Origin of the sequence: Streptomyces sp. NPDC001401 (assembly GCF_042895385.1) — a bacterium.
Classification (GTDB): Bacteria; Actinomycetota; Actinomycetes; order Streptomycetales; family Streptomycetaceae; genus Streptomyces.
Map to the genome: position 1 here is coordinate 61170 of NZ_JBIAWI010000026.1, position 20316 is coordinate 81485.

Genomic DNA, 20316 nt, shown 5'->3' on the forward strand with positions numbered 1-20316 from the left:
CTCGATTTCGCCTCCAGCGGGCCGCTACCGCCCTCAGGCATCCTGAAGTGCCGAATTATGGAACGAGCACACCTCAATTCCTCGCCCGCCGCTGTCCGAAGAAACGAAGAGGGATACCGCGTGACCGTGTTATTCGAAACGCCCCGAGCAGATACAAAACCGGAGCTCGACTCCGCTCTGCTCGACGTCCTGCGGGCGGCTTCCGTCCGCACCGCGCGGACCGGGCGCGCCGACGAGACGGCGCTGCGGGCGGTACGCGGCTTCGGGCTGCTGGGGCTCGCGGTGCCGGCCGGCTACGGCGGCGCGGGCGGGGACGCCGCGGCCGTCAACGCCGTGCTCGAGGAGATCGCTCGGGTCGATCCGTCGATGGCGGCCATCCTCTTCCAGCACTTCGCCGTGAGCGCCTTCATCGGCGCATGGGGCACGCCCGCGCAACGGGAGCGGCTGCTGCCGCGGATGGCCGCCGGCTGGGTACTGGCCGCCTCGGCCTGGGGCGAGACCGGCACCGGGGCGGCGCGCGAGCGGGTCGGCGCGGACGGGTCCTGGACGCTGGACGGGGCGGGGTACTGCACCGCCGGGGCCGGCGTCTGCGACGTCTATCTGGTGCTCGGCCGGACCTCCGCGGCCGCGGACGGCGACGCCCGCCACGGTCTTCGGGGGCAGACCTTCTTCCTGGTCCCCGCGGACCGTCCCGGACTGCTGCTCGAGCCGAGCCCGGACCCGGCCGCGATGCGCGGCTCGGCGGCCGGATGCGTCCGGCTGAGCGGCTGCCGGGTGACGGACGGGGACCGGCTGGGCCCGCTCGGCGGGGCCGGCGAGATCGTCGCGGGGGTCCGGGAGAGCGGCGCGACCCTCGGGGCCGTCTCCGCCGGGATCGCCCGCGCGGTGCTGGACCTCGCCCTCGCCCGCCTCGGACACGCCGGGCTGCCCGCCGAATCCCCGCGGGCGGCCCGCCTGGTGGAACTGGCCGTCTCGGTGGAGGCCGTCCGGGCCATGGTGGCCGGCGCCGGCCGCCAGGGGCCCACCGCCGTGCACAGCAAGCTGTACGCCTCCCAGGCCACCGAACGAATCGCCCTCGAGGTCTCCCGACTGCTGGAGCCGGCCGGCCAGGTGACCGACCGTCAACTCACCACACTGCTCGCCGACGCCCGCGCGGTCACCGAGATGGGCCCCACCAACCAGCTGTGCCGCGAGCTGATCGCGGCGTCGCTGCAACGCTGACGCCCGCACCACCGCCCGGATCACGGCCCCACCACGCCGGTGACGCCCGCACCACCGACCCGCTCACCACCTCACCCCGCCGCCGGCGCCCGCACCACCGACCAGATCACGGCCGCCTCACTGCGCCAGTGACACCCGCACCCGACCCGACAGATGGTGCCCGCCTGCCCTGTCGTGCCCCTGGCCGGTGGCGGAGTGCCACCGGCCAGGGGCTTCGCTCAAAGACTTCGGCCCGCTCGGCCGGCTCGGCGTATCAGCCGCCGAACAGCGGCTTGATGTGCTCGGGGGCCTCGGTCTTCGCCCACACCGCTGTCTTCTGCATCACCTCGGTGGTCGCGTCGAAGCACCGGTTGTCCGGGTCGCCGAGCGCGAACGGCGCGGGCAGCGACTCGGTGTCGCGGATCCGGGCCAGGATCTGCTGCGCCGCCTGTGCCGGCGGGACGTCGCCGGCCTCCACCGCCTGGCAGGTCTGCCTGGTGAAGGTCAGCAGGGCGCTGATGTCCTGCCCGACAGGGGCCGGAAGACCAGGTGTGTCGGTCTTCTCCAGGTCGCGCAGGACCTGCTCGTCACGCGTGTCCAGATACGTGCGGTAGGCCCGCTCCAGCGTCATGGTGGGCATGATGCTCGTCGCCTTCCACACACGGGACACGGCGTTCCAGAGGTCGTAGTCGCGAAAGCCCACGAAGGAGCTGTAGACCACGTCGTCGTGCACGCTGAACAGCCCCTGCTGGAGGCTGTCGATGTAGGCGAACCGTTCGGTGGACCAGTCCCCGTCGCGCGATGCCTCGATGAGCCGCCACGCCAGGGAGTTGACGACCTCGAAGGTGTTGGTGAGGCCGCGTGAGTACAGCGCGTCGATGAACCCGGCCGCGTGCGCGGTCAGGCAGTACCGCTCGCCGACCGTGTCCGTCGCCGAGTACTGGAGCCGGCCGGTGCCGACCCACGGCCGGACGGCCCTGGCGTTGGTGAACTGCTCGGCGATCTGCGGGTAGCGGCGCAGGAAATCCTCGAACTCCTCCTGCGGGGAGACGCCGTCGGGCTTGGGGAAGACCCGCTCGTCCAGGGTGAGTCCCACGCTGCACAGCGGGCTGATGGCGCCCTCGTGGTTGTCGAAGGGGATGACCCACAGCCAGCCGCCGTCGAAGACGTGGTGCAGCGTGCCGTGATGCCAGGGGCTGGGATTCTTGTGCGCTGCGGCCGCCTCGGCGTCGTCGAACGGCGTCACACCCACCATGTGCGTGAACAGGGTGCGGGAATGGTGGCGCGCCCGGGTCGGCTGGTCGCGCAGGCCGAACTTGTCGGCGACCGGGGAGCGGAAACCGCTGCCGTCGACCAGGTACTCGGCGTAGAACTCCTCGCCGCGCTCGGAGCGCAGCACCACACCGTCGGGGCCGGTCTCGATGTCCTGGATCCGGGTGTTCAGACGCGGCTCGGTGCCGTGGCCGACAGCGAGATGGAAGAGGTAGGCGTCGATGTCCTGGCGGAACAGGTGGCTCTCGGTGCGCTGCCACTCGGGGATCACCAGCTGGTTGATCTCCTCGGGGTTCTGCGGCTGCCCCTCGCGGTGGTAGACGAAGCCGAAGTTCTGCTTGCGGCCGCTCATCGGGGAGATCTTGTCCTGGATGCCGCGGAAGGTCGCCAGCGCGGCGATCTCCGGTACGTCGTAGCGCTCGGCTATGAGCTTGGTCATCGTCGAGGTGTACGGGATCGTGGACTCGCCCACCGCGAAGCGGGGGTGCACACCCGCGTCGATGAGCAGGACCTTCACACCGTTGCGGGCCAGCACGGCCGCGAGCGCACCGCCGGCCATGCCCGCGCCGAGTATGGCCACGTCGTAGCGGTCCGCGCGCTTGTCCTCGCGCGGCACTTCGTCGGTCTTGGTCACGATGGTGATCACCTTTCAGGAGTGCAGGATCGGGCCGCTGGGCTCGGGGAGATCGGCGGGAGCGCCGCCGTCGGCTGCGTCTCGTACGCCGTCCGCGGTGTCGTGGGCCGCGAACACGCGTGTCTTTCGCATCGCCTCCTCGGCCGTCAGTTCGACGCGGTTCATGGCCAGACGCAGCAGGGGCGGGGCCATCAGCGAGGTGAGGACGGCGACCAGCACGACGATGGAGTACATCTCCACCCTCAGCAGGCCGATCCTGACTCCGACCATCGCGATGATCACTTCGATCACCCCGCGGGCGTTCATGCCGGCGCCCAGCGCGAGCGACTCCCAGCGCGTCATCCGGCTGGTGAGCCCTCCGACGAAGGCGCCGAGGAATTTCCCGAAGACCGCGAGGGCGAAGACCGCCAGGCCCCACAGGGCGATCTTCGGGTCGAACAGCGCGGTGAGGTCCATCCGCAGGCCGGCGGTGGCGAAGAACAGCGGCGCCAGGACCGTCATCACCGTCGTGTTGAGCGGTGCCAGTGCCCGGGTGTCGACGTCCTTCGCGGTCTTGATGACGATGCCGCACAGGAAGGCGCCGAAGACGGGCTCGAACTCGAGCGCGCCGGCGCCGGCCGCGGACAGGATGATCAGGAGCACCGCGGTCACCGTCGCAAGTCCCGGGGCCGAGGCGCGGGCGGCCCTGCGCATCGCCATGCCCACCACGGCGCGGCCGATGGTCGCCGTGAAGAGCAGGAGAAGCGCCATCCGGGCCAGCGCGAGAACGACGTCACCGGTGTGCAGCCCGGTGGTCCCCATGGCGGCGATGAGCGAGACCAGGAGCCAGCCCACGGCGTCGTCGACGGTGCCCGCGATCACGATCATCTGGCCGACGTCACGGTGGATGAGCTGCATGTCGAGGAGCGTCCTGGCGATCACCGGTACGGCGCTGACACACATCGCGACGCCGACGAAGAGCGCGAAGACGGTGCCGTCGGCCCCCGGGGCGCGCAGCTTCGCGGGCAGCAGGAAGCCGAGCCAGATGCCGAGGGCCAGCGGCAGGACCAGGCCCGCCGCGCTGATCCGCGCCGCGCGTGCTCCCTTGCGGCGCAGCAGCTTCAGGTCCAGGTGCATGCCGGTGAACCCGAGCATCAGGATGATCCCGAACTGGCCGATGGAGTCGAGCAGATGCATCTGCTCGGGCTCCTGCGGGAACAGCCAGTGGCCCGCACCGGGAGCGACATGGGCCAGCAGTGAAGGACCCAGGATCACCCCCGCGGTCAGCTCGCCCGCGACCGGCGGCATGCCGCAGCGCACCGCGAGCCGGCCGAGCACCATCGCCAGCAGGAGCAACACGCCCACCTGCAGGAACAGGATCATCAGGGGGTGGGAGGGAATCGACGCCACCACACCCGACGCCCGGATCATGACGCCGTCCCGGCGGTGTCCCGTACCCGTGTGTGCATGTGGAGCGACCCCATCTTCCCGCGGAAGAAGACCAGCGCATCCGGTCTCGAGGGGGACTGGTCGAGCTCGACCACCTCACCGACGAACACCGTGTGGTCACCGCTCTCGAAGGAGTTGACGACCCGGCAGGACAGCGAGGCCAGGGTGGCGTCGAGCACCGGCACGCCCGTCACCGAGGGCCGGTGCGCCACACCGCCGAGTCCGGCGGTCTCTTTGCAGGAAAAGGTCAGGGCCAGCATCTCCTGCTGCGAGGAGAGGATGTTGACCGCAAAAGCCCGGTATTTCTGCACCACGGGGCGCAGTCGTGATTTGACGTGCAAACAGAACAGCACAAGCGGTGGCTCGAGCGACACCGACGCAAAAGAATTGACTGTGGTGCCGACCGCCTCCTCCCCACTTCCACTGGTGATGACGGAAACGCCGGTCGCGAAGTTTCCGCAGACCGATCGCAGTGTGTCCGGTGCGACCGGTCCGGCCGCATTCAGACCTTGCGTGCCTGAAGGCATCGGAGCCATATACACCCCCTGGTCGGAGTCGTGAATCGGACCTCACTGATCTCGGCGCCGCAAGGGCAGCGTCGGGTCCGGTCTGCCATCAAAGAGTCGGCCGTGCCCGGCCGTCGCAGCACTCGGCCGGCCCAGAACACCGCACACGGTGCCCGGCCGCCGGTGGACGGGAGCGGCGCCCGCTCTTCCTGCGAACAGGACTATCCGCGCGGCCGCTCGATTCGGCCTCGATCCAACGTCGGATGTGCGCGACGCCGGCCCGGGTCCATCGAGAATCCGGCCCCTCTCCATCGGCGCGCGGTTGCCTGGCCCGCACGGCGCACCGTCGATCCCCCGCCGAACCGGTGCGCCGTACCCCTGTCGTGCGCATCGACTCGTGCGCATCGACTCGTGCGCATCGGCTCGTGCGCATCGCCCCGGTCGGGCCCGGCCCGGGTACTGCGGCCGCCGTCTGGTCGGCCGGCTCACGACGACGCAGCCCCACCCCACCCGAGGAGGCCCGGTGACCCGTCCGACCACGTTCCCTCAGGACCGCACGTGTCCCTATGAACCGCCCGCCGGCTACCGGTCCTTGCAGCGGGAGGGCCCGCTGGCCCGCGTCACGCTCTACGACGGCAGCACCGCGTGGGCGGTGACCGGCCACACCGAGGCGCGCAGGCTGCTCGGCGACCCGCGGTTGTCGGCCGACCGGCGCAAGCCCGGCTTCCCCATGACGAGCCATGTGCTGACGGCGCTGCGCCACCTGCCGCCGCTGCTGTTCAACGCGGACGAGCCGGAGCACGGCCGGCAGCGCCGGATGCTGATCCCCGGATTCGGCGTGCCCCGCATCAAGGCGCTGCGGCCCCTGATCCAGCGGAACGTCGACCAGTTGCTGGACGCGATGATCGAGCAGGGCCCGCCCGCCGAACTGGTCTCGGCGTTCGCGCTGCCCGTGCCGTCGATGGCGATCAGCCTGCTGCTCGGTGTGCCCTACGAGGACCACACGACCTTCGAGGAGCTGTCGCGGCTGGTCATGCGCGGCTCCGGGCCCCAGGAGTCCGCGGCCGCGCGGGCCAAGATGGTGGGATACCTGCAGGGGCTGCTCGCCGACAAGGAGCGGCAACAGCGCCAGGGGTCCGAACCCGGCCCGCATTTCGGGCTGTTGGACGAACTCGTGCGCGACCGGCTGCTCACCGGCCAGACGGACCGCGAGGAGATCACCAGGCTCGCGCTCAACCTGCTGGTGGCCGGGCACGAGACCACCACCAACATGATCTCGCTCGGGACGCTGTTGCTCCTGAAGCGTCCGGACCGGCTGGCCGCACTGCGCGCCGATCCGGGCCTGCTGCCGCAGACGGTCGACGAGCTGCTGCGCCATCTGTCGGTCGTGGACGAGCTGTTGCGGGTGGCCACCGAGGACATCCCCTGCGGCCCGCAGGTGATCCGGGCGGGCGAGGGCGTGGTCTTCAACACCTCGATGATCAACCGGGACGAGAGCCACTTCCCGCAGCCGGACGCGCTGCGCCCGGACCGCAGCGGGCAGCACCATGTGGCGTTCGGATTCGGGGTGCACCAGTGCCTGGGGCAGAACCTGGCGCGGCTGGAGCTCGAGGTGGCGCTCGGCACCCTGCTGCGGCGGCTGCCCGGCCTGCGGCCGGCCGTCGACGAGGACGAGTTGCCGATCAAGCCGGGAGACGCCATCCAGGGCCTGGTCGAGTTCCCGGTCACCTGGTGAGGGATCCGGTAGGAGGAGGGATGAGCACCATGGCGAGGATCGAGGTCGATCGCGAGGCGTGCATCGGTTCGGGGCTGTGCGCCTGGAACGCCCCCGAGGTGTTCGAACAGGACGAGGACGGGCTGAGCCGGGTCCGGTCCGGCGCCGCGGGGGAAGGGGACGAGACGGCCGTCGATGAGGCCCTGGCGGCCTGCCCGGCCCAGGCCATCCGCCGCGCACAGACCTGAGGGCCGCCTGCCCGGCCGCTGCCGTGCGCCCCAAGCGCGCCGCGCGGCAACCGTCACCCGCCCTTTGCGGATCCGTCCGCGGGGCGGGTGACGCGCGTTGCCGGCCGGCCGGTGCGGCAGAGCGGAAATCAAGGGGCGCTGCACCGGCCGGAGTTAGCTTTTCGGCCACTGAAGGGATACGGGTGATCTTCGATGGAGCTCCGGATATTGGGATCGATAGAACTCTGGACGGGCAGCGCCCTGGCCGACCTCGGCCCCGCACGCCAACGCAGCATCCTCGGTGTCCTGCTGGTCGATCCGGAGCGGCCGGTGCCGCTGGAGTCCCTCGTCGACCGCGTATGGGGAGAGCGGCCGCCCGCGGGCGTCCGCAATGTCGTGCACACCTACATCACCCGGCTGCGCCGGGCGCTGGCCCGCGCCTCGGCCGGGCTGCCCGAGCCGATCGGCCTGATCCGCACTCCGGCCGGCTACCAGGTCTCGGCCGATCCCGCCACCGTGGACCTGGTGCGGTTCCGCCGGCTGCTCAAGAGCGCCCAGCAGCGGGGTCTTGGCGACCGGGAACGCAGCATGCTGCTCCAGCAGGCGCTGCACATGTGGCGCGGCGACGCGCTCAGCGGCATGCACAGCGACTGGGCGGCCCGGCTGCGCGAGACGCTGCGCCAGCTCCACCACGAGGCGCTCAGCCAGTGGGCGGACGCCGAGATCCGCCTCGAGCGCCCCGGCACCGTCCTGGCGGAGCTGCGTGCGGCGCTGCTGAGCGACCCGCTCTCCGAGCAGCTGTGCGAGCGTCTGATGCTCGCGCTCTACCTGGAGGGGCGCAGCGTCGACGCCCTGGAGCACTACCAGTCGATACGCCGGCTGATCGCCAAGGACCTCGGCACGGACCCGTCGCGGCGGCTGCAGCGCCTGCACGAGACGATCCTGCGCGGCGAGGCGGCCGACCCGGCGCCGTCGCCCGGGCGCGGCGACGGCGACCCGCACACCGCCGGCCCGTTCCCGGCCCCCGACGCGGCCCGGCCCGCCCGGTACGTCCCGCAGATGCTCCCGCTCGACCTGCCCGACTTCACGGGGCGCGAGCGTGAACTCGACGTGCTCCAGCGGACCTTGACCCGGCCCACCGACGCGCAGCCGCCCGCGGTCGTGCTGGTCGGCGGCGGCGGTGTCGGCAAGACGGCGCTGGCCGGGCGCCTCGGGCACCGGCTGCGGTCCGCCTTCCCCGACGGACAGCTGTACGCGGCGCTGCGCGGCAGCAGCAGCCGGCCGGCGGACCCGCACGCGGTGCTCGGGCGGCTGCTGCGGGCGCTGGGCACGGACCCCGACCGGCTGCCGGCCGATCCCGACGAGCGTGCCGAGGTGTACCGGCTGACGCTGGCCGGGCGCCATCTGCTGCTCATCCTCGACGACGCGGCCGACGACGAGCAGGTGCAGCCGCTGCTGCCGGGCAGCGCGGACGCCGCGGTGCTGATCACCAGCAGAGGCCGGCTCAGCACGCCGCCCGGCGCCCGCGTCATGCATCTGCCGGTGCTGCCGCACGGCCACGGTGTGCGGCTGCTGGCCCGGATGCTGGGCTCGGAACGGGTCGCCCGGGAACCGGCCGCGGCGGCCGCGATCGCCCGGTACTGCGGCGGGCTGCCGCTGGCCCTGCGCGCCGCGGCGGTACGGCTCAACACCCGCCCGCACTGGTCGCTGAGCCGCTACGCGGAGCGGCTCAGCGACGAGGGCCGGCGGCTGGACGAGCTGGCGCACAGCTCGCTGAGCGTGCGGGCCAGCTTCAAGGCGTCGTACAACGCGCTGCCCGAGGACGCCCGCGAGGCGCTGCGCTGCCTGGGCCATCTGCCGGTGGCCGAGTTCGACGCCCATCTGGCCTGCCCGGTGCTCGGCAAGGACTTCGCCACCGTCGAGGACGCCTGCGAGCAGTTGGTGGAGGCGCACTTCCTGAGCGTGGCCGAACCCGCGCGGGAGGACCTGCCCACCCGCTACCGCCTCGACGGCCTGCAGCGCAGCTTCGCCCAGGAGCTCAGCTCCGGTGGGACCAGTGCGCTGGACGAGGCCGTCCCGCTGTCCCTGTAGGGCGGTCCCGGGGTGACTGCGACCGGCCCCGGGACTGCGGCACGAAGCCGGGGTCCCGGCAGCTCACCTGGGAATACACCCGTGGTCAAGAACCACTCCAGTCCAGCGCCCATCCCGGTGGCGCACAGTCGTGTGCGAAGCCACTCACGCGACAGGGCAGGAAGGAGTGGGACCGCAATGACACCCCCGGACACTCCCCAGGCCGTGCTGCCGGACCTCGACAGGACCGGCACGCACCCCCGGACCCCGACACCGGCGCACGCCCCCACGATGGCCGAACTGGCCGACGAGCTCACCACCCGCAGGGCCCAGGCCCACTTCGGGCACGACCCGGACGCCGACGCCCGTCACCTCTCCAAGGGCAAGCTGCTGGCCCGCCAGCGCATCGAGGAGCTGCTCGACCCGGGCACCTTCACCGAGCTGGGGCTGTTCGCCGAGCACCGGGCGGTCGGCTTCGGCATGGAGAACTCGCATCCCGAGGGCGACGGGGTGATCACGGGCTGGGGCGAGGTCGACGGCCGTACGGTCTTCGTCTTCGCCCACGACGCCCGGGTGCGCGGCGGCGCCCTCGGCGCGACGTTCGCCGCGAAGATCCACCAGCTGCTCGACTTCGCCGACTCGGTCGGCGCCCCGGTCATCGGCCTCAACGACGGCGGCGGCGCACGCATCCAGGAGGGCATCGACGCGCTGGCCGGCTTCGGCAAGCTCTTCGCCCGCAACGTCCGCGCCTCGGGCGTGGTGCCGCAGATCAGCGTCGTGCTCGGCTCCTGCGCGGGCGGCGCGGTCTACTCGCCGGCGCTGACCGACTTCACGTTCATGGTCGAGGGCATGGCCAACATGTTCATCACCGGGCCCGACGTGGTGCAGGCGGTGACCGGCGAGAAGGTCACGCAGGAGGAGCTCGGCGGCGCCTACACCCACGGCACCCGCACGGGTGTGGCGAGCTTCGTCGCCGCGGACGAGGAGTCCGTCTTCGAGGGCGTGAGGGAACTGCTCTCCTACCTGCCGTCGAACAATGCCGAGACGGCGCCGCACACCAGGCCCCTGGACGATCCGGACCGGCGGTGCGAGGACCTGCTGCGCCTGGTGCCGGTCGACGACCGGACGCCGTACGACATCAGGACGGTCATCGGCCACATCGTCGACGACGGCGACTACCTGGAGATCCAGGAGGGCTGGGCGCCGAACATCGTGTGCGCCCTGGCCCGTCTGGACGGCCACACCGTCGGCATCGTGGGCAACCAGCCCGCCGTCATGGCGGGGGTGCTGGACATCGACTCCTCGGAGAAGGCCGCCCGGTTCGTGCGCACCTGCGACGCGTTCAACATCCCGATCGTGACGCTGGTCGACGTGCCCGGGTTCATGCCCGGCACCGACCAGGAGCACAACGCGATCATCCGGCGCGGCGCGAAGCTGCTGTACGCGTACTGCGAGGCGACCGTGCCACGGGTGCAGGTCATCCTGCGCAAGGCGTTCGGCGGCGCGTACATCGTCATGGACTCCAAGTCGATCGGCTCCGACCTGTCGTTCGCCTGGCCGTCCAACCAGACGGCCGTGATGGGCGCCGACGGCGCGGCCAACATCATCTTCCGCCGGCAGCTGCGCGCGGCGGCGGAGCCGGACAAGCTCCGCAAGGAGCTGGTCGCCGAGTACACCGAGCAGCTGATGAACCCCTTCGTCGCCGCGCGGCGCGGACACGTCGACGACGTCATCGACCCGGCCGACACCCGGCGTGTGCTGATCAAGTCCCTGGACATGCTGCGCACCAAGCGGGCCCGGCAGCCCGTCCGCAAGCACGGGAACGAGCCGCTGTGAGCACACCGGACAACGCCCCGCCGGTGGTGGTGCTGCGCGGCAACCCCACCCCGGAGGAACTGGCCGGGCTGCTGGTCGTGTTCGCCGCCCTGCGCGGCACTTGCGCCGAGCCGGATCCGCCGGCCGCCCGGCGCCGCTGGGGCGGGCCGCCCGGCTGGCACCATCTGCCGCCCGCCGCGGCGCCGGACGCGGCCGGCTGGCGGCGCACCCTTGCACCGATCCAGGAAAGGACTACCCGATGACCGGTTGGACCGGCCCCGGCAGCGACGGTACGCCGGCCGGCTGCCTGGCCATGTTCCCCGGACAGGGATCGCAGCGGCCGGGCATGGCCAGGCACCTGCTCGACTCCTATCCCCCGGCCCGGGAGCTGTTCGCCCGCGCCGACGAGATCCTGGGCCTGCCGCTGTCGCAGATCTGTGTGAGCGGCAGTGCCGCGGAGCTCGCCCGCACCGAGATCACCCAGCCCGCGATCGCCGCCACCGGCCTGGCCGTGTACGAACTGCTGCGCCGCGCCGGCTACCGGCCGGCGGCGATGGCGGGCCACAGCCTGGGCGAGTACCCGGCGCTGGTGGCCGCCGGGGTGCTGTCCCTGGAGTCGGCCCTGGAGCTGGTGCGGCTGCGCGGCCGGCTGATGGGCGAGGTGGCCCGTGAGGTGCCGGGCGCGATGGCGGCCGTCCTGGGCCTGCCCGCGGACAAGGTCATGGCCGCCTGCGCCGACGCCGAGGGCCACGGCCTGGTCCAGGTCGCGAACTACAACGAGCCGTTGCAGACGGTCATCTCGGGGCACGCGCACGCCGTCGAGGCGGCCGGCCGGTCGGCGCTGGACGCCGGCGCCGACCGGGTCGTACGGCTGGACGTGGGGGCGCCCTTCCACTGCTCGCTGATGTCGGCGGTGCAGGAGGAGTTCACCCAGGCGCTCGCCGCCCACCCGTTCGCCGATCCCGAGGTGCCCGTGATCAGTTCGGTCACCGGCACGTACGTCGGCTCGGGCGAGGAGGCCAGGCAACTGCTGCGGCGTCAGCTCACCGGCCCCGTCCGCTGGGTCGAGGTGCTGCGCACGGCCGCCCGGCACCCGGTGGATGCCTACACCGAGATCGGGCCCGGCCGGGTGCTCAGCGGGCTCGCCCGCCGCACCCTGGGCGATGCCCGCACCCGCTCCACCGGAGACCCGCGCCGGCTCACGGCGCTGTACGGCGAACTGGCGCAGCACAACTGGCCGGAGCCGGTGGCGTCCTGACGCCCGGGCGCCGCCTGCCGCACCACCCCGGTTCGTCCCTCTCCAGGCACATTCCACGAAAGGTAAAGACACATGTCGTACAACAGCAAGGACTTCGGCGCCCTCGTCCAGGAGGCGGTGGCCGACGCGCTCGGCATCGACATCGAGGAGGCCGTGCCCGAGGCCACGCTGCTGGGCGATCTGGACGCCGAGTCGATCGACCTGCTCGACGTCCTGTTCCGCATCGAGAAGGCGGCCGAGGTGAAGATCAAGGTCTCGGACATCGCCGAGCTGCTCCAGGGCGGCATACCCGACGAGGAGTTCGCCGACGAGAACGACGTCATCAACGAGGTCGGTCTTGCCCAGCTGAAGAAGTCGCTGCCGCAGATCGACGTGGCGGAGCTGGCCGGAAAGCTCACGGCCGATGAGGTGCTGTCCCTGTTCACCGTGCAGAACCTGACGGATCTGGTGGCCGAGCGGGCCGCCCTGGCCGCGGCCGCCGCGTGAGCACGGGGCGGTCACCGGACGGCGCCGCCCCGCCGCCGCTGCGGGTGCGCACCGGCACGGACCTGACGGAGGTCTCCCGGATCGAGGAGCTGATGACCTCTCAACCAGAGCTCAGAAAGCGGGTGTTCACCGCTCGCGAGCTGGCCTACTGCGACCGGCGCAAGCGCACCGGTGAGCATCTCGCCGGCCGCTGGGCCGCCAAGGAGGCCGTGCTCAAGAGCCTGGGGACCGGGCTGGGGCCGCGCATGCAGTGGACGGACATCGAGGTCGTCAACGACCGCGCGGGACGTCCCGGGGTGCGGCTGTACGGCGAGGCCGAGGCGGTCGCCCGGTCCCTCGGCATGTACTCCCTCGACCTCAGCCTGAGCCACAGCGGGGGTCTCGCCGTCGCACACGCCGTCATGGTGTGCCGGCCCACGGCGGCGCACGACGCACCGGCCCACACCACGCACACGGCAGAAGGGGACCAACGGCATGAGGCCTGACGAGACTGAGGCGCCGCGATGAGCCGCAGGGTGGTCATCACCGGCATGGGCGCCGTCACGCCGCTGGGCAACGACGCGCCGAGCACCTGGCAGGCACTGGTCGAAGGGCGCAGCGGAGTGGGCCGGTTGACCACGATCGACACCACCGGCTTCGACGTGACGATCGCCGGTGAGGTCAAGGACTACCGGCTTTCCGAGGCGGTGCCCGGCTCGGTCGGCCTGCGCCATCTGCTGCGGCCCGGCACCTTCGGCGTGGGCGCGGCCTGGGAGGCACTGCGCGACGCCGGGGTGGACAAGGACACCTACGACGGCGCGGACATGGGTGTGGCCATGGGCGCGTGTGTGGACCGGCCCGACCTGCAGTGGCTGGTGGACGTCGGGGCGCTGCGCGACCAAACCGGCCGCAGCGACGCGTTCACCCCCTACGCACCCTCCGACGCGCTGGCCTACAGCCAGAACATCGCCTGCGCGGCGATGGCCAGGATGCTGGACGCGAGCGGCCCGATGATGGGCGTGTCCACCGCCTGCTCGGCCTCCGGGCACGCGGTCGGCGAGGCGTTTCGCACCCTCCAGGAGGGCGACGCGACGCTCATGCTCGCGGGCGGCTACGACTCCCTGACGACCTGGCTCGACGTGCTGTGCTTCGGCCTGCTGGGCGCGCTGACCAAGGAGTACAACGACGATCCGCAGCGGGCCAGCCGCCCCTTCGACGACCAGCGCTCCGGGTTCGTCCTCGGGGAGGGCGGCGTCGTCCTGGTCATGGAGGAGCTGGAGGCGGCCCAGGCCCGCGGGGCCCGCATCCTCGCCGAGGTCCTGGGCTACGGCACCAGCCTGAACGCGTGGCGGATGACCGACTCGCCGCCAAACGGCAGCGGCGCCATCGAGTCCATCGAGGCGTCGATCGCCGATGCCGGCCTTCAGCCGGGCGACATCGACTACGTGGTGGCGCACGGCACCAGCACCCCGGGCAACGACCTGTCGGAGACCACGGCGATCAAGAAGGTGTTCGGCGACGCCGCCGAGCACCTGGTGATCAGCTCGCCGAAGTCGATGACCGGTCATCTCACCGCGGCCTCCGCCGCGTTGAGCCTGCTCACCGCGGTCGGGGCGATCAATGACGGGGTGGTGCCGCCGACCATCAACCAGGAGACACCCGACCGCAGGCTCGGCCTCGACTTCGTCCCGAACACGGCGCGCACCCGGGACGTACGGCACGCCCTCGTCAACGCGTTCGCCTTCGGCGGCACCAACGTCGGACTGGTCGTGGGGCGCTACGAGCAGGACGGGGCGAAGCGATGACCATCCGACAGGGACACGGAGGAGCGCGATGAGCGGCAGCGGACGCCAGGTCGTCATCAGCGGCATCGGTGTGCTGACCGCGCTGGGCGAGGGCCCCGAGGCCACCTGGAAGGCGCTGGTGGCCGGCGAGAGCGGGATCGGCCCGATCCGGGCGTACGACCCGCAGCCGCTGCAGACCCGGCTCGGCGGCGAGATCGCCGCCTTCGACGCCACCCGGTACGCCACCCGGCGCCAGCTGCGCACCGTCAACCGCGGCGACAGCCTCGCGCTGGCCGCCGCCCGGATCGCCCTCGACGACGCCGGCCTGCCCCACAAGATGGCCGGCGGCGACGAACTCGGCCACCGGGCGGGCCTGTACCTCGGCGGCAACAAGTCGCTGGGCCGCATGGAGCAGCTGATCGAGGAACTGAAGGTGATCCGCCGCCCGGACGGCACGGCGGACCTCGCGCACCTCGCCCGGCACGGCGACGCCATCATGCCGCCGCTGTTCTTCGTCGAGGGGCTGCCCTCGGGCGCGGTGTTCAACATCTCGCAGACGTACGGCATCCGGGGCTCCAGCACCTTCTTCGCGGGGTACGCGGACGCCGGCGCGAACGCGATCGGCCGGGCCATGCGCGCGGTGCGCCGCGGCGACGCGGACGTGGCGATCGCCGGCGGCTACGACGACGCCACCAGCTGGTGGTCGATGACGCTGCTGGACTCGCTGTCCATCCTGACCACCCGCAACGACCTCGGGCAGGGGGCGTACCGGCCCTACGACCAGGACCGCAGCGGCGGGCTGCCCGGCGAGGGCGCGGCCCTGCTGGTCCTTGAGGAGAAGCAGGCGGCGCTGCGCCGCGGCGCCCGCATCTACGCCGAGTTGACCGGCTACGGCGCGGGCCACGACGCCCGTACGCCCCCGGCGGCGGACCCCGCAGGCCGCGGTCTGGCCCGTGCGGTGCGGCGCTGCCTCGAGGACGCCCGCCTGGCCGGCGACGACCTCGGCTACATCGCCTCGGACGGCTCCGGGACCCGGCAGGGCGACGCGAGCGAGGCCGTCGCCCTGCGCACCGCGCTGGGCCCGGCCGCCTTGTCGGTGCCGGTCAGCACGCCCAAGCCGCAGACCGGCCACCTCGTCGGCGGCGGCGGTGCGCTGAACGCCGCGGTGGCCGCGCTTGCGCTGCACCACGGGGCCGTGCCCGCCACCCTCAACCTGGAGCGCCCCGACCCGGTGTGCGCCCTGGACCACGTCCGCGGCGACGCCCGGGAGAGCGCGCCGTTGCATGCGATGGCGCTGGCCCGGGGCATCGAGGGACAGGCCGTGGCCCTGACCCTGTCCAAGCCGGTGTGAGCGGCCGAGCAGCCCCGTCCGCAGAAGGAAGCAGAGGCATGACTGACGTTCCCGACCAGTTGGTCGGCGTGGTGATCGCCGCAGTGGGTGCGATCACCCCGCTCGGCGGTTCGGCCGAGGCCCTGTGGGAGGGGGTGCGCGCCGGGCGGGTGGCGATCTCGCCCGTGCGCCGCCTGCCCATGGACCAGTACCAGACCGCTCTGGGCGGCGAGATCACCGAACCCTGCACGCCCGGCTACGACTACGCTCCGGGCTGCGAGGTCCGTGACCGGTCGATCGACTTCGCGCTGGCCGCCGCCGAGGAGGCCATGGCCGCCTCGGGCCTGACGGTCGCAGCGGACATCCCGGCCGAGCGCTGGGGGGTCGCCTACGGCACCTGCCACGCCGGCTGGCGCAGCGCCGAACTCGCCCTGCGCGAGGTGCAGGAGGGCGGCGCACCGGACTGGCGCCGCTACACGTTCGTGCCGCCGCAGGCCGGCGCGGAGGCGCTGTCGGCGGCCTTCGGTCTCAAGGGCCCGGTGCTCAGCGCCAACACGGCCTGCGCCGCCAGCGCCCATGCGCTGGCGCACGCGCTGGAGGTGATCCGGGCGGGTGCGGCCGACGCGATGCTCGTCGGCGGCAGTGACGCCTTCACCGAGTCGGCGTTCGCCGGGTTCAGCAGTCTGTGGTCGCTGTCCGCCCAGCCCGCGGCCCCCTACTCCAAGGACCGCTCGGGTCTGACGCTGGGCGAGGGCGGCGGGATGCTCCTGCTGCTGTCCCGTCAGGCGGCCGAGCGCACCGGCGCCCCCATCGTCGCCGAGGTGCTCGGTTACGGCCTGTCGGCGGACGGCTATCACCCGACGGCGCCGCATCCCCAGGGCGAGGGCGCGGCCCGGGCGATCCGCGCGGCGCTGACCTCCTCGGGCCTGACCGGCGACGACATCCGCTACGTCAACGGACACGGCACGGGTACGCAGAAGAACGACTCGGCGGAGAGCAACGCCGTGCGGGCCGCGCTGGGCGGGGCCGCGCAGAAGGTCGCGCTGTCCAGCACCAAGTCGATGACCGGCCATCTGCTCGGCGCGGCCGGGGCGGTGGAGGGCATCGTCACGGTGCTGGCCCTGCGCGACCAGGTGGCGCCGCCCACCGCGTCCTTCACCGGGGCGGACCCGCAGTGCGGGCTCGACCCGGTGGCGGGAGCGGGCCGGGCGATGGTGCTCGACACCGCGCTGTCCAACAACTTCGGCTTCGCCGGCGCCAATGCCTGCGTCGCCTTCGCCCGCCCCGGCGGGCCCGGCGCGCCGGCTCGGGCCGCGGGCCCGGACGACGTCGTGGTGACCGGGTTCGGAGTGATCACCTCGGCCGGTGAGGGCGCCGAGGCGCTGTGGGACGCGTACGCGGCAGGGCTGCGCCAGGGTGCGCCGCAGGACGGACTGCGGGTGGCGCGGGCCGAGTTCGACCGCTCGGTCGCCGGCACGCCCCGGGAGCGCCGGCGCATGGACAAGGTCTCCCAGCTCGCCATCGCCTCGTGCCGGGCCGCGCTGGGCGCCGCGGGCCTGAGCCCGGACGGCGACGCGGACGCCGTCGCCGCGACCGGCGTGGTGCTCGGCACCGCGATCGGGCCGATGGAGAGCGGCGAACGCTTCACCGTTCCGGTGCTGTCCCAGGGCGCGCAGGAAGCCAACCCGGCCGTGTTCACGAACACCGTGTACAACGGCGCGGCCGGTCATGTCGCGATGGCGCTGGGCACCAGGGGGCCGACGTCGACGCTGACTTCGGGGCACGCGGCCGGCGCCGCCGCCCTGGCGGTCGCCCACGACCTGCTGCGGGCCGGGCGCGCCGAGCGCCTGCTGGTGCCGGCGGTGGAGGCACTCTCGCCGGCCACGCTGGCCGCGTACCGCAGCATCCCGCTGTTCGGTTCGGCGGCCGGGCGCCGGTACACGCTCGCCGAGGCCGGCATCGCGCTGGTCCTGGAGACCCGGGCGAGTGCCGAGCGGCGCGGCGCGCCGATCCACGCCGTGGTCCTGGGGCACGCGACCGCGTCGGACGCCCGCGGCATCGGCCGCTGGGACCCGTGCGGTGACGGCGTGGAGCGGGCGATGCGCCAGGCCCTGGGCAGCGCCGGGCTCACGCCCGGCCAGGTGGCGGCCGTCTGGACGAACGCGGCGGGTCTCGCCGCCGCCGACCGCCCCGAACAGGCCGCTGTAAAGCGGGTGTTCGGCACCGGCCGGGTGCGCGTCGAAGCCCCGAAGCGGCTGCTCGGCGAGCCGGCCGGCGCGGGCGCCCACCTGTCGGCGGTGCTGGCCTTCGGCGGCTGGCGGGTGGGGGCGGACCGCCGCCCGGTCCTGGTCAACAGCTCCTCCCTCGGCGGCACCCACACCTCGCTCGTCCTGTCCCCCCTCCCCCTTCTTGCAACGGAGTCCGTCCGATGACCACCGCGTACGACGTGAAGATCCTCTCCACCGGCGCCTATCTGCCGGGCGAGCCGCTGGACAACGCCACCCTGGAGAAGTACGTCGGGCCGCTGCCCGACGACGTCCTGGACGGCATCCAGGTCAAGGCCCGCCACTGGATGATCGACCCGGTCACCGGCGAGCACGTGATCAACAACAGCCGGATGGCCGAACGTGCCTCCCGGCAGGCGCTGGAGCGGGCCGGTGTTCAGCCCGGGGAACTCGACCTGATCGTGGTGTGCACGGCGACGCCGGAGTACACGCTGCCGGGCGTGGCCACCACCCTGCAGGGCTACCTGGGTCTGGAGAGCGTCGCCGCGATCGAGATCCGCGGGGCGTGCGCGGGCTGGGTGCAGGCCCTCGACCTGGCCCGGCGGCAGCTGGCCGACGGCACGGCGCGCACCGCGCTGGTGGTGGGCAGCGAGGCCGGATCGCCGGTCCTTGCCCCGCACTTCCTCGGCAAGGACCCCGAGCGCGTGCGGATGCGGGACCGGCTGACGCTGTACACGTTCGGCGACGGCGCCGGCGCCGTGGTGCTGCGCGCCGAGGAAGTTCTTGAGGGCGGGTCGGCAGGCGAGTTCGCCTTCGTCAACGCGTGCGTGGGCGGGCTGCGCAGGCCCGGCATGGAGATCATCGGAGGCGGTACGGACGTGCCGCAGGCGGAGCAGCTGCGTCGGCGCCAGCTGATCCAGATGAAGGTCGACGTGGCCGGCACCACCACGTTCAGTCCGCAGGTGTTCGTCCGTGCGATCCAGGAGATGGCGCGCAAGGACGGCCGCTGCCTGGACGAGTTCGACGCGATCGTGCTGCCGGAGGGCAACGCCGACTACTTCGCCGACGAGTTCGCCTCCGCCGGCCTGTCCGAGAAGGACATCCGGGCGCTCAAGGGGCGGGTCGTGGAGAACCTGGCCGAGGTGGGGGCCACCGGTTCGGCCGCGGTGCCGCTGTCGCTGGACGCGGGCTGGATTTCGGGGCGCATCAAGCCGGGCGACCGGATCGTGCTGCTCGGCATCGAGGCCAGCCGGTACGTCTACACCGGCCTGTCGCTGACCTGGCAGGCCCCGCTTCCGGCCTGATGGGCCGTCATCGCCCACCTCGGGTCATCGCTGTTCATTTCACGCCGCCTCCGTCGTGGGGCGCAGTCGCAGGAGGCATCACGTGGCAATCAAGCACCGCACTTTGGGGTCGACGCCCGCACTGGACGTCCCGGCCCAGGGCCTGGGCTGCATGGGCATGACGTTCGGCTACGGCGACGCGGACGAGACCGAGGCCCGCGCCACCATCGACCGGGCCCTTGAGCTCGGCGTCACGCTGCTGGACACCGCCGACATGTACGGCCCGTACACCAACGAGGAGTTGATCGGCCGTGCCGTCGCCGGGCGCCGCGATGAGGTGGTGCTCGCGTCCAAGGTGGGCAACGAGGTCGTCGACGGACAGCTGACGTGGCGGATCAACGGCCGCCCCGACTACATCCGCCGCTCCGTCCAGGGCACGCTGCGCCGCCTGGGCACCGACCACCTCGATCTGTACTACCTGCACCGGGTCGACCCCGACGTCCCCGTGGAGGAGAGCTTCGGCGCCCTCGCCGAACTCGTGCAGGCCGGGCTCGTGCGGCACCTCGGCATCTCCGAGGCGAGCGGTGCGACCATCCGGCGCGCTCACGCGGTGCATCCGCTGACCGCCGTACAGACCGAGTACTCGCTGTTCACGCGGGACGTCGAGGTCAACGGCGTACTGGAGACCGTGCGCGAGCTCGGCATCGGGTTCGTGGCCTACAGCCCGCTCGGCCGCGGCTTTTTGACCGGCACCATCCGCGCCACCTCCGACATCCCCGAGGGCCTGGACTTTCGGCGCATCGCCCCGCGCTTCAAGGACGAGAACATCCGCCGGAACCTGCCCATCGTCGACCAGCTCAGCGATCTCGCCGCCGCGGCCGACACCACCGTCACCCGGCTCGCGCTCGCCTGGGTGCTCTCCCGCGGCGAGGACGTCGTCGCCATCCCCGGCACCAAGCGGCGCACCTACCTCGAGGAGAACGTCTCCGCGGCCGGCCTCGAACTGTCCGCCGACGTCCTGGCGGCGATCGACGCCATCGCCCCGTACGGCATCACCGCCGGAAACCGTTACCCGGACGCCGAGATGCCCGCGCTGAGCCGCTGA

The 20316-nt window shown here is 72.5% G+C and carries 17 protein-coding genes; 14 read left to right on the forward strand and 3 right to left on the reverse strand.

The window, feature by feature from the left end:
* Positions 1 to 120 precede the first annotated feature (120 nt).
* Complete coding sequence (locus ACFY10_RS49645) at positions 121 to 1221, forward strand: acyl-CoA dehydrogenase family protein (RefSeq protein ID WP_390672014.1); 1101 nt, start codon at positions 121 to 123, stop codon at positions 1219 to 1221.
* A 253-nt stretch (positions 1222 to 1474) separates the two neighbouring features.
* Here ACFY10_RS49645 and ACFY10_RS49650 read toward each other — a convergent pair whose 3' ends face one another.
* The 3 genes from ACFY10_RS49650 to ACFY10_RS49660 are packed head-to-tail and all read right to left on the reverse strand — an operon-like array spanning position 1475 to position 5070.
* The gene (locus ACFY10_RS49650) at positions 1475 to 3106 is read right to left on the reverse strand and encodes an NAD(P)/FAD-dependent oxidoreductase (protein WP_390672015.1); all 1632 of its coding nucleotides are present in this window, start codon (positions 3104 to 3106) and stop codon (positions 1475 to 1477) included.
* A 15-nt stretch (positions 3107 to 3121) separates the two neighbouring features.
* On the reverse strand, positions 3122 to 4516 hold the full coding sequence (locus ACFY10_RS49655; protein WP_390672016.1) for a cation:proton antiporter: 1395 nt from the start codon (positions 4514 to 4516) through the stop codon (positions 3122 to 3124).
* The gene (locus ACFY10_RS49660; protein WP_390672017.1) at positions 4513 to 5070 is read right to left on the reverse strand and encodes a flavin reductase family protein; all 558 of its coding nucleotides are present in this window, start codon (positions 5068 to 5070) and stop codon (positions 4513 to 4515) included. Before ACFY10_RS49660 ends, ACFY10_RS49655 begins: the two co-directional genes overlap by 4 nt.
* A gap of 493 nt (positions 5071 to 5563) precedes the next feature.
* Between ACFY10_RS49660 and ACFY10_RS49665 the strand changes: the two genes are divergently transcribed.
* The 13 genes from ACFY10_RS49665 (at position 5564) to ACFY10_RS49725 (ending at position 20316) form a co-directional block, all read left to right on the forward strand.
* A complete protein-coding gene (locus tag ACFY10_RS49665) occupies positions 5564 to 6775 on the forward strand; it encodes a cytochrome P450 (protein WP_390672018.1) in 1212 nt (403 codons plus the stop codon).
* Positions 6776 to 6795: 20 nt separating this feature from the next.
* A complete protein-coding gene (locus tag ACFY10_RS49670) occupies positions 6796 to 7002 on the forward strand; it encodes a ferredoxin (RefSeq protein WP_390672019.1) in 207 nt (68 codons plus the stop codon).
* A 207-nt stretch (positions 7003 to 7209) separates the two neighbouring features.
* Positions 7210 to 9072, forward strand: coding sequence for a BTAD domain-containing putative transcriptional regulator (locus tag ACFY10_RS49675; RefSeq protein ID WP_390672020.1), 1863 nt, complete (start codon positions 7210 to 7212; stop codon positions 9070 to 9072).
* Positions 9073 to 9342: 270 nt separating this feature from the next.
* Complete coding sequence (locus ACFY10_RS49680; protein ID WP_390672079.1) at positions 9343 to 10887, forward strand: acyl-CoA carboxylase subunit beta; 1545 nt, start codon at positions 9343 to 9345, stop codon at positions 10885 to 10887.
* Positions 10884 to 11129 (forward strand): acyl-CoA carboxylase subunit epsilon, encoded by a 246-nt coding sequence (locus ACFY10_RS49685; protein ID WP_390672021.1) that lies wholly within the window; start codon positions 10884 to 10886, stop codon positions 11127 to 11129. Before ACFY10_RS49680 ends, ACFY10_RS49685 begins: the two co-directional genes overlap by 4 nt.
* Entirely contained in the window at positions 11126 to 12124 is a 999-nt protein-coding gene (fabD, locus tag ACFY10_RS49690) for an ACP S-malonyltransferase (RefSeq protein WP_390672022.1), read from the forward strand. The genes ACFY10_RS49685 and fabD overlap by 4 nt, the downstream gene beginning before the upstream one ends.
* Before the next feature lie 72 nt (positions 12125 to 12196).
* Positions 12197 to 12610 (forward strand): acyl carrier protein, encoded by a 414-nt coding sequence (locus ACFY10_RS49695; RefSeq protein ID WP_390672023.1) that lies wholly within the window; start codon positions 12197 to 12199, stop codon positions 12608 to 12610.
* The gene (acpS, locus tag ACFY10_RS49700) at positions 12607 to 13095 is read left to right on the forward strand and encodes a holo-ACP synthase (RefSeq protein WP_390672024.1); all 489 of its coding nucleotides are present in this window, start codon (positions 12607 to 12609) and stop codon (positions 13093 to 13095) included. The genes ACFY10_RS49695 and acpS overlap by 4 nt, the downstream gene beginning before the upstream one ends.
* 18 nt (positions 13096 to 13113) lie before the next feature.
* Entirely contained in the window at positions 13114 to 14394 is a 1281-nt protein-coding gene (locus tag ACFY10_RS49705) for a beta-ketoacyl-[acyl-carrier-protein] synthase family protein (protein WP_390672025.1), read from the forward strand.
* A 28-nt stretch (positions 14395 to 14422) separates the two neighbouring features.
* Positions 14423 to 15724, forward strand: coding sequence for a beta-ketoacyl-[acyl-carrier-protein] synthase family protein (locus ACFY10_RS49710; protein ID WP_390672026.1), 1302 nt, complete (start codon positions 14423 to 14425; stop codon positions 15722 to 15724).
* A gap of 38 nt (positions 15725 to 15762) precedes the next feature.
* Positions 15763 to 18135, forward strand: coding sequence for a beta-ketoacyl synthase N-terminal-like domain-containing protein (locus tag ACFY10_RS49715; protein WP_390672027.1), 2373 nt, complete (start codon positions 15763 to 15765; stop codon positions 18133 to 18135).
* Positions 18132 to 19232, forward strand: coding sequence for a 3-oxoacyl-ACP synthase III family protein (locus tag ACFY10_RS49720; RefSeq protein WP_390672028.1), 1101 nt, complete (start codon positions 18132 to 18134; stop codon positions 19230 to 19232). The genes ACFY10_RS49715 and ACFY10_RS49720 overlap by 4 nt, the downstream gene beginning before the upstream one ends.
* Positions 19233 to 19320: 88 nt before the next feature.
* Positions 19321 to 20316, forward strand: coding sequence for an aldo/keto reductase (locus ACFY10_RS49725; protein WP_390672080.1), 996 nt, complete (start codon positions 19321 to 19323; stop codon positions 20314 to 20316).

Bases quoted from the DNA above. Each gene is read 5' to 3' on its own strand.
- ACFY10_RS49720 (WP_390672028.1), top strand. From the start codon at position 18,132: ATGACCACCGCGTACGACGTGAAGATCCTCTCCACCGGCGCCTATCTG.
- ACFY10_RS49705 (WP_390672025.1), top strand. From the start codon at position 13,114: ATGAGCCGCAGGGTGGTCATCACCGGCATGGGCGCCGTCACGCCGCTG.
- ACFY10_RS49680 (WP_390672079.1), top strand. From the start codon at position 9,343: ATGGCCGAACTGGCCGACGAGCTCACCACCCGCAGGGCCCAGGCCCAC.
- ACFY10_RS49710 (WP_390672026.1), top strand. From the start codon at position 14,423: ATGAGCGGCAGCGGACGCCAGGTCGTCATCAGCGGCATCGGTGTGCTG.
- ACFY10_RS49660 (WP_390672017.1), bottom strand. From the start codon at position 5,070: ATGGCTCCGATGCCTTCAGGCACGCAAGGTCTGAATGCGGCCGGACCG.
- ACFY10_RS49715 (WP_390672027.1), top strand. From the start codon at position 15,763: ATGACTGACGTTCCCGACCAGTTGGTCGGCGTGGTGATCGCCGCAGTG.
- ACFY10_RS49670 (WP_390672019.1), top strand. From the start codon at position 6,796: ATGAGCACCATGGCGAGGATCGAGGTCGATCGCGAGGCGTGCATCGGT.
- fabD (WP_390672022.1), top strand. From the start codon at position 11,126: ATGACCGGTTGGACCGGCCCCGGCAGCGACGGTACGCCGGCCGGCTGC.
- ACFY10_RS49655 (WP_390672016.1), bottom strand. From the start codon at position 4,516: ATGATCCGGGCGTCGGGTGTGGTGGCGTCGATTCCCTCCCACCCCCTG.
- ACFY10_RS49695 (WP_390672023.1), top strand. From the start codon at position 12,197: ATGTCGTACAACAGCAAGGACTTCGGCGCCCTCGTCCAGGAGGCGGTG.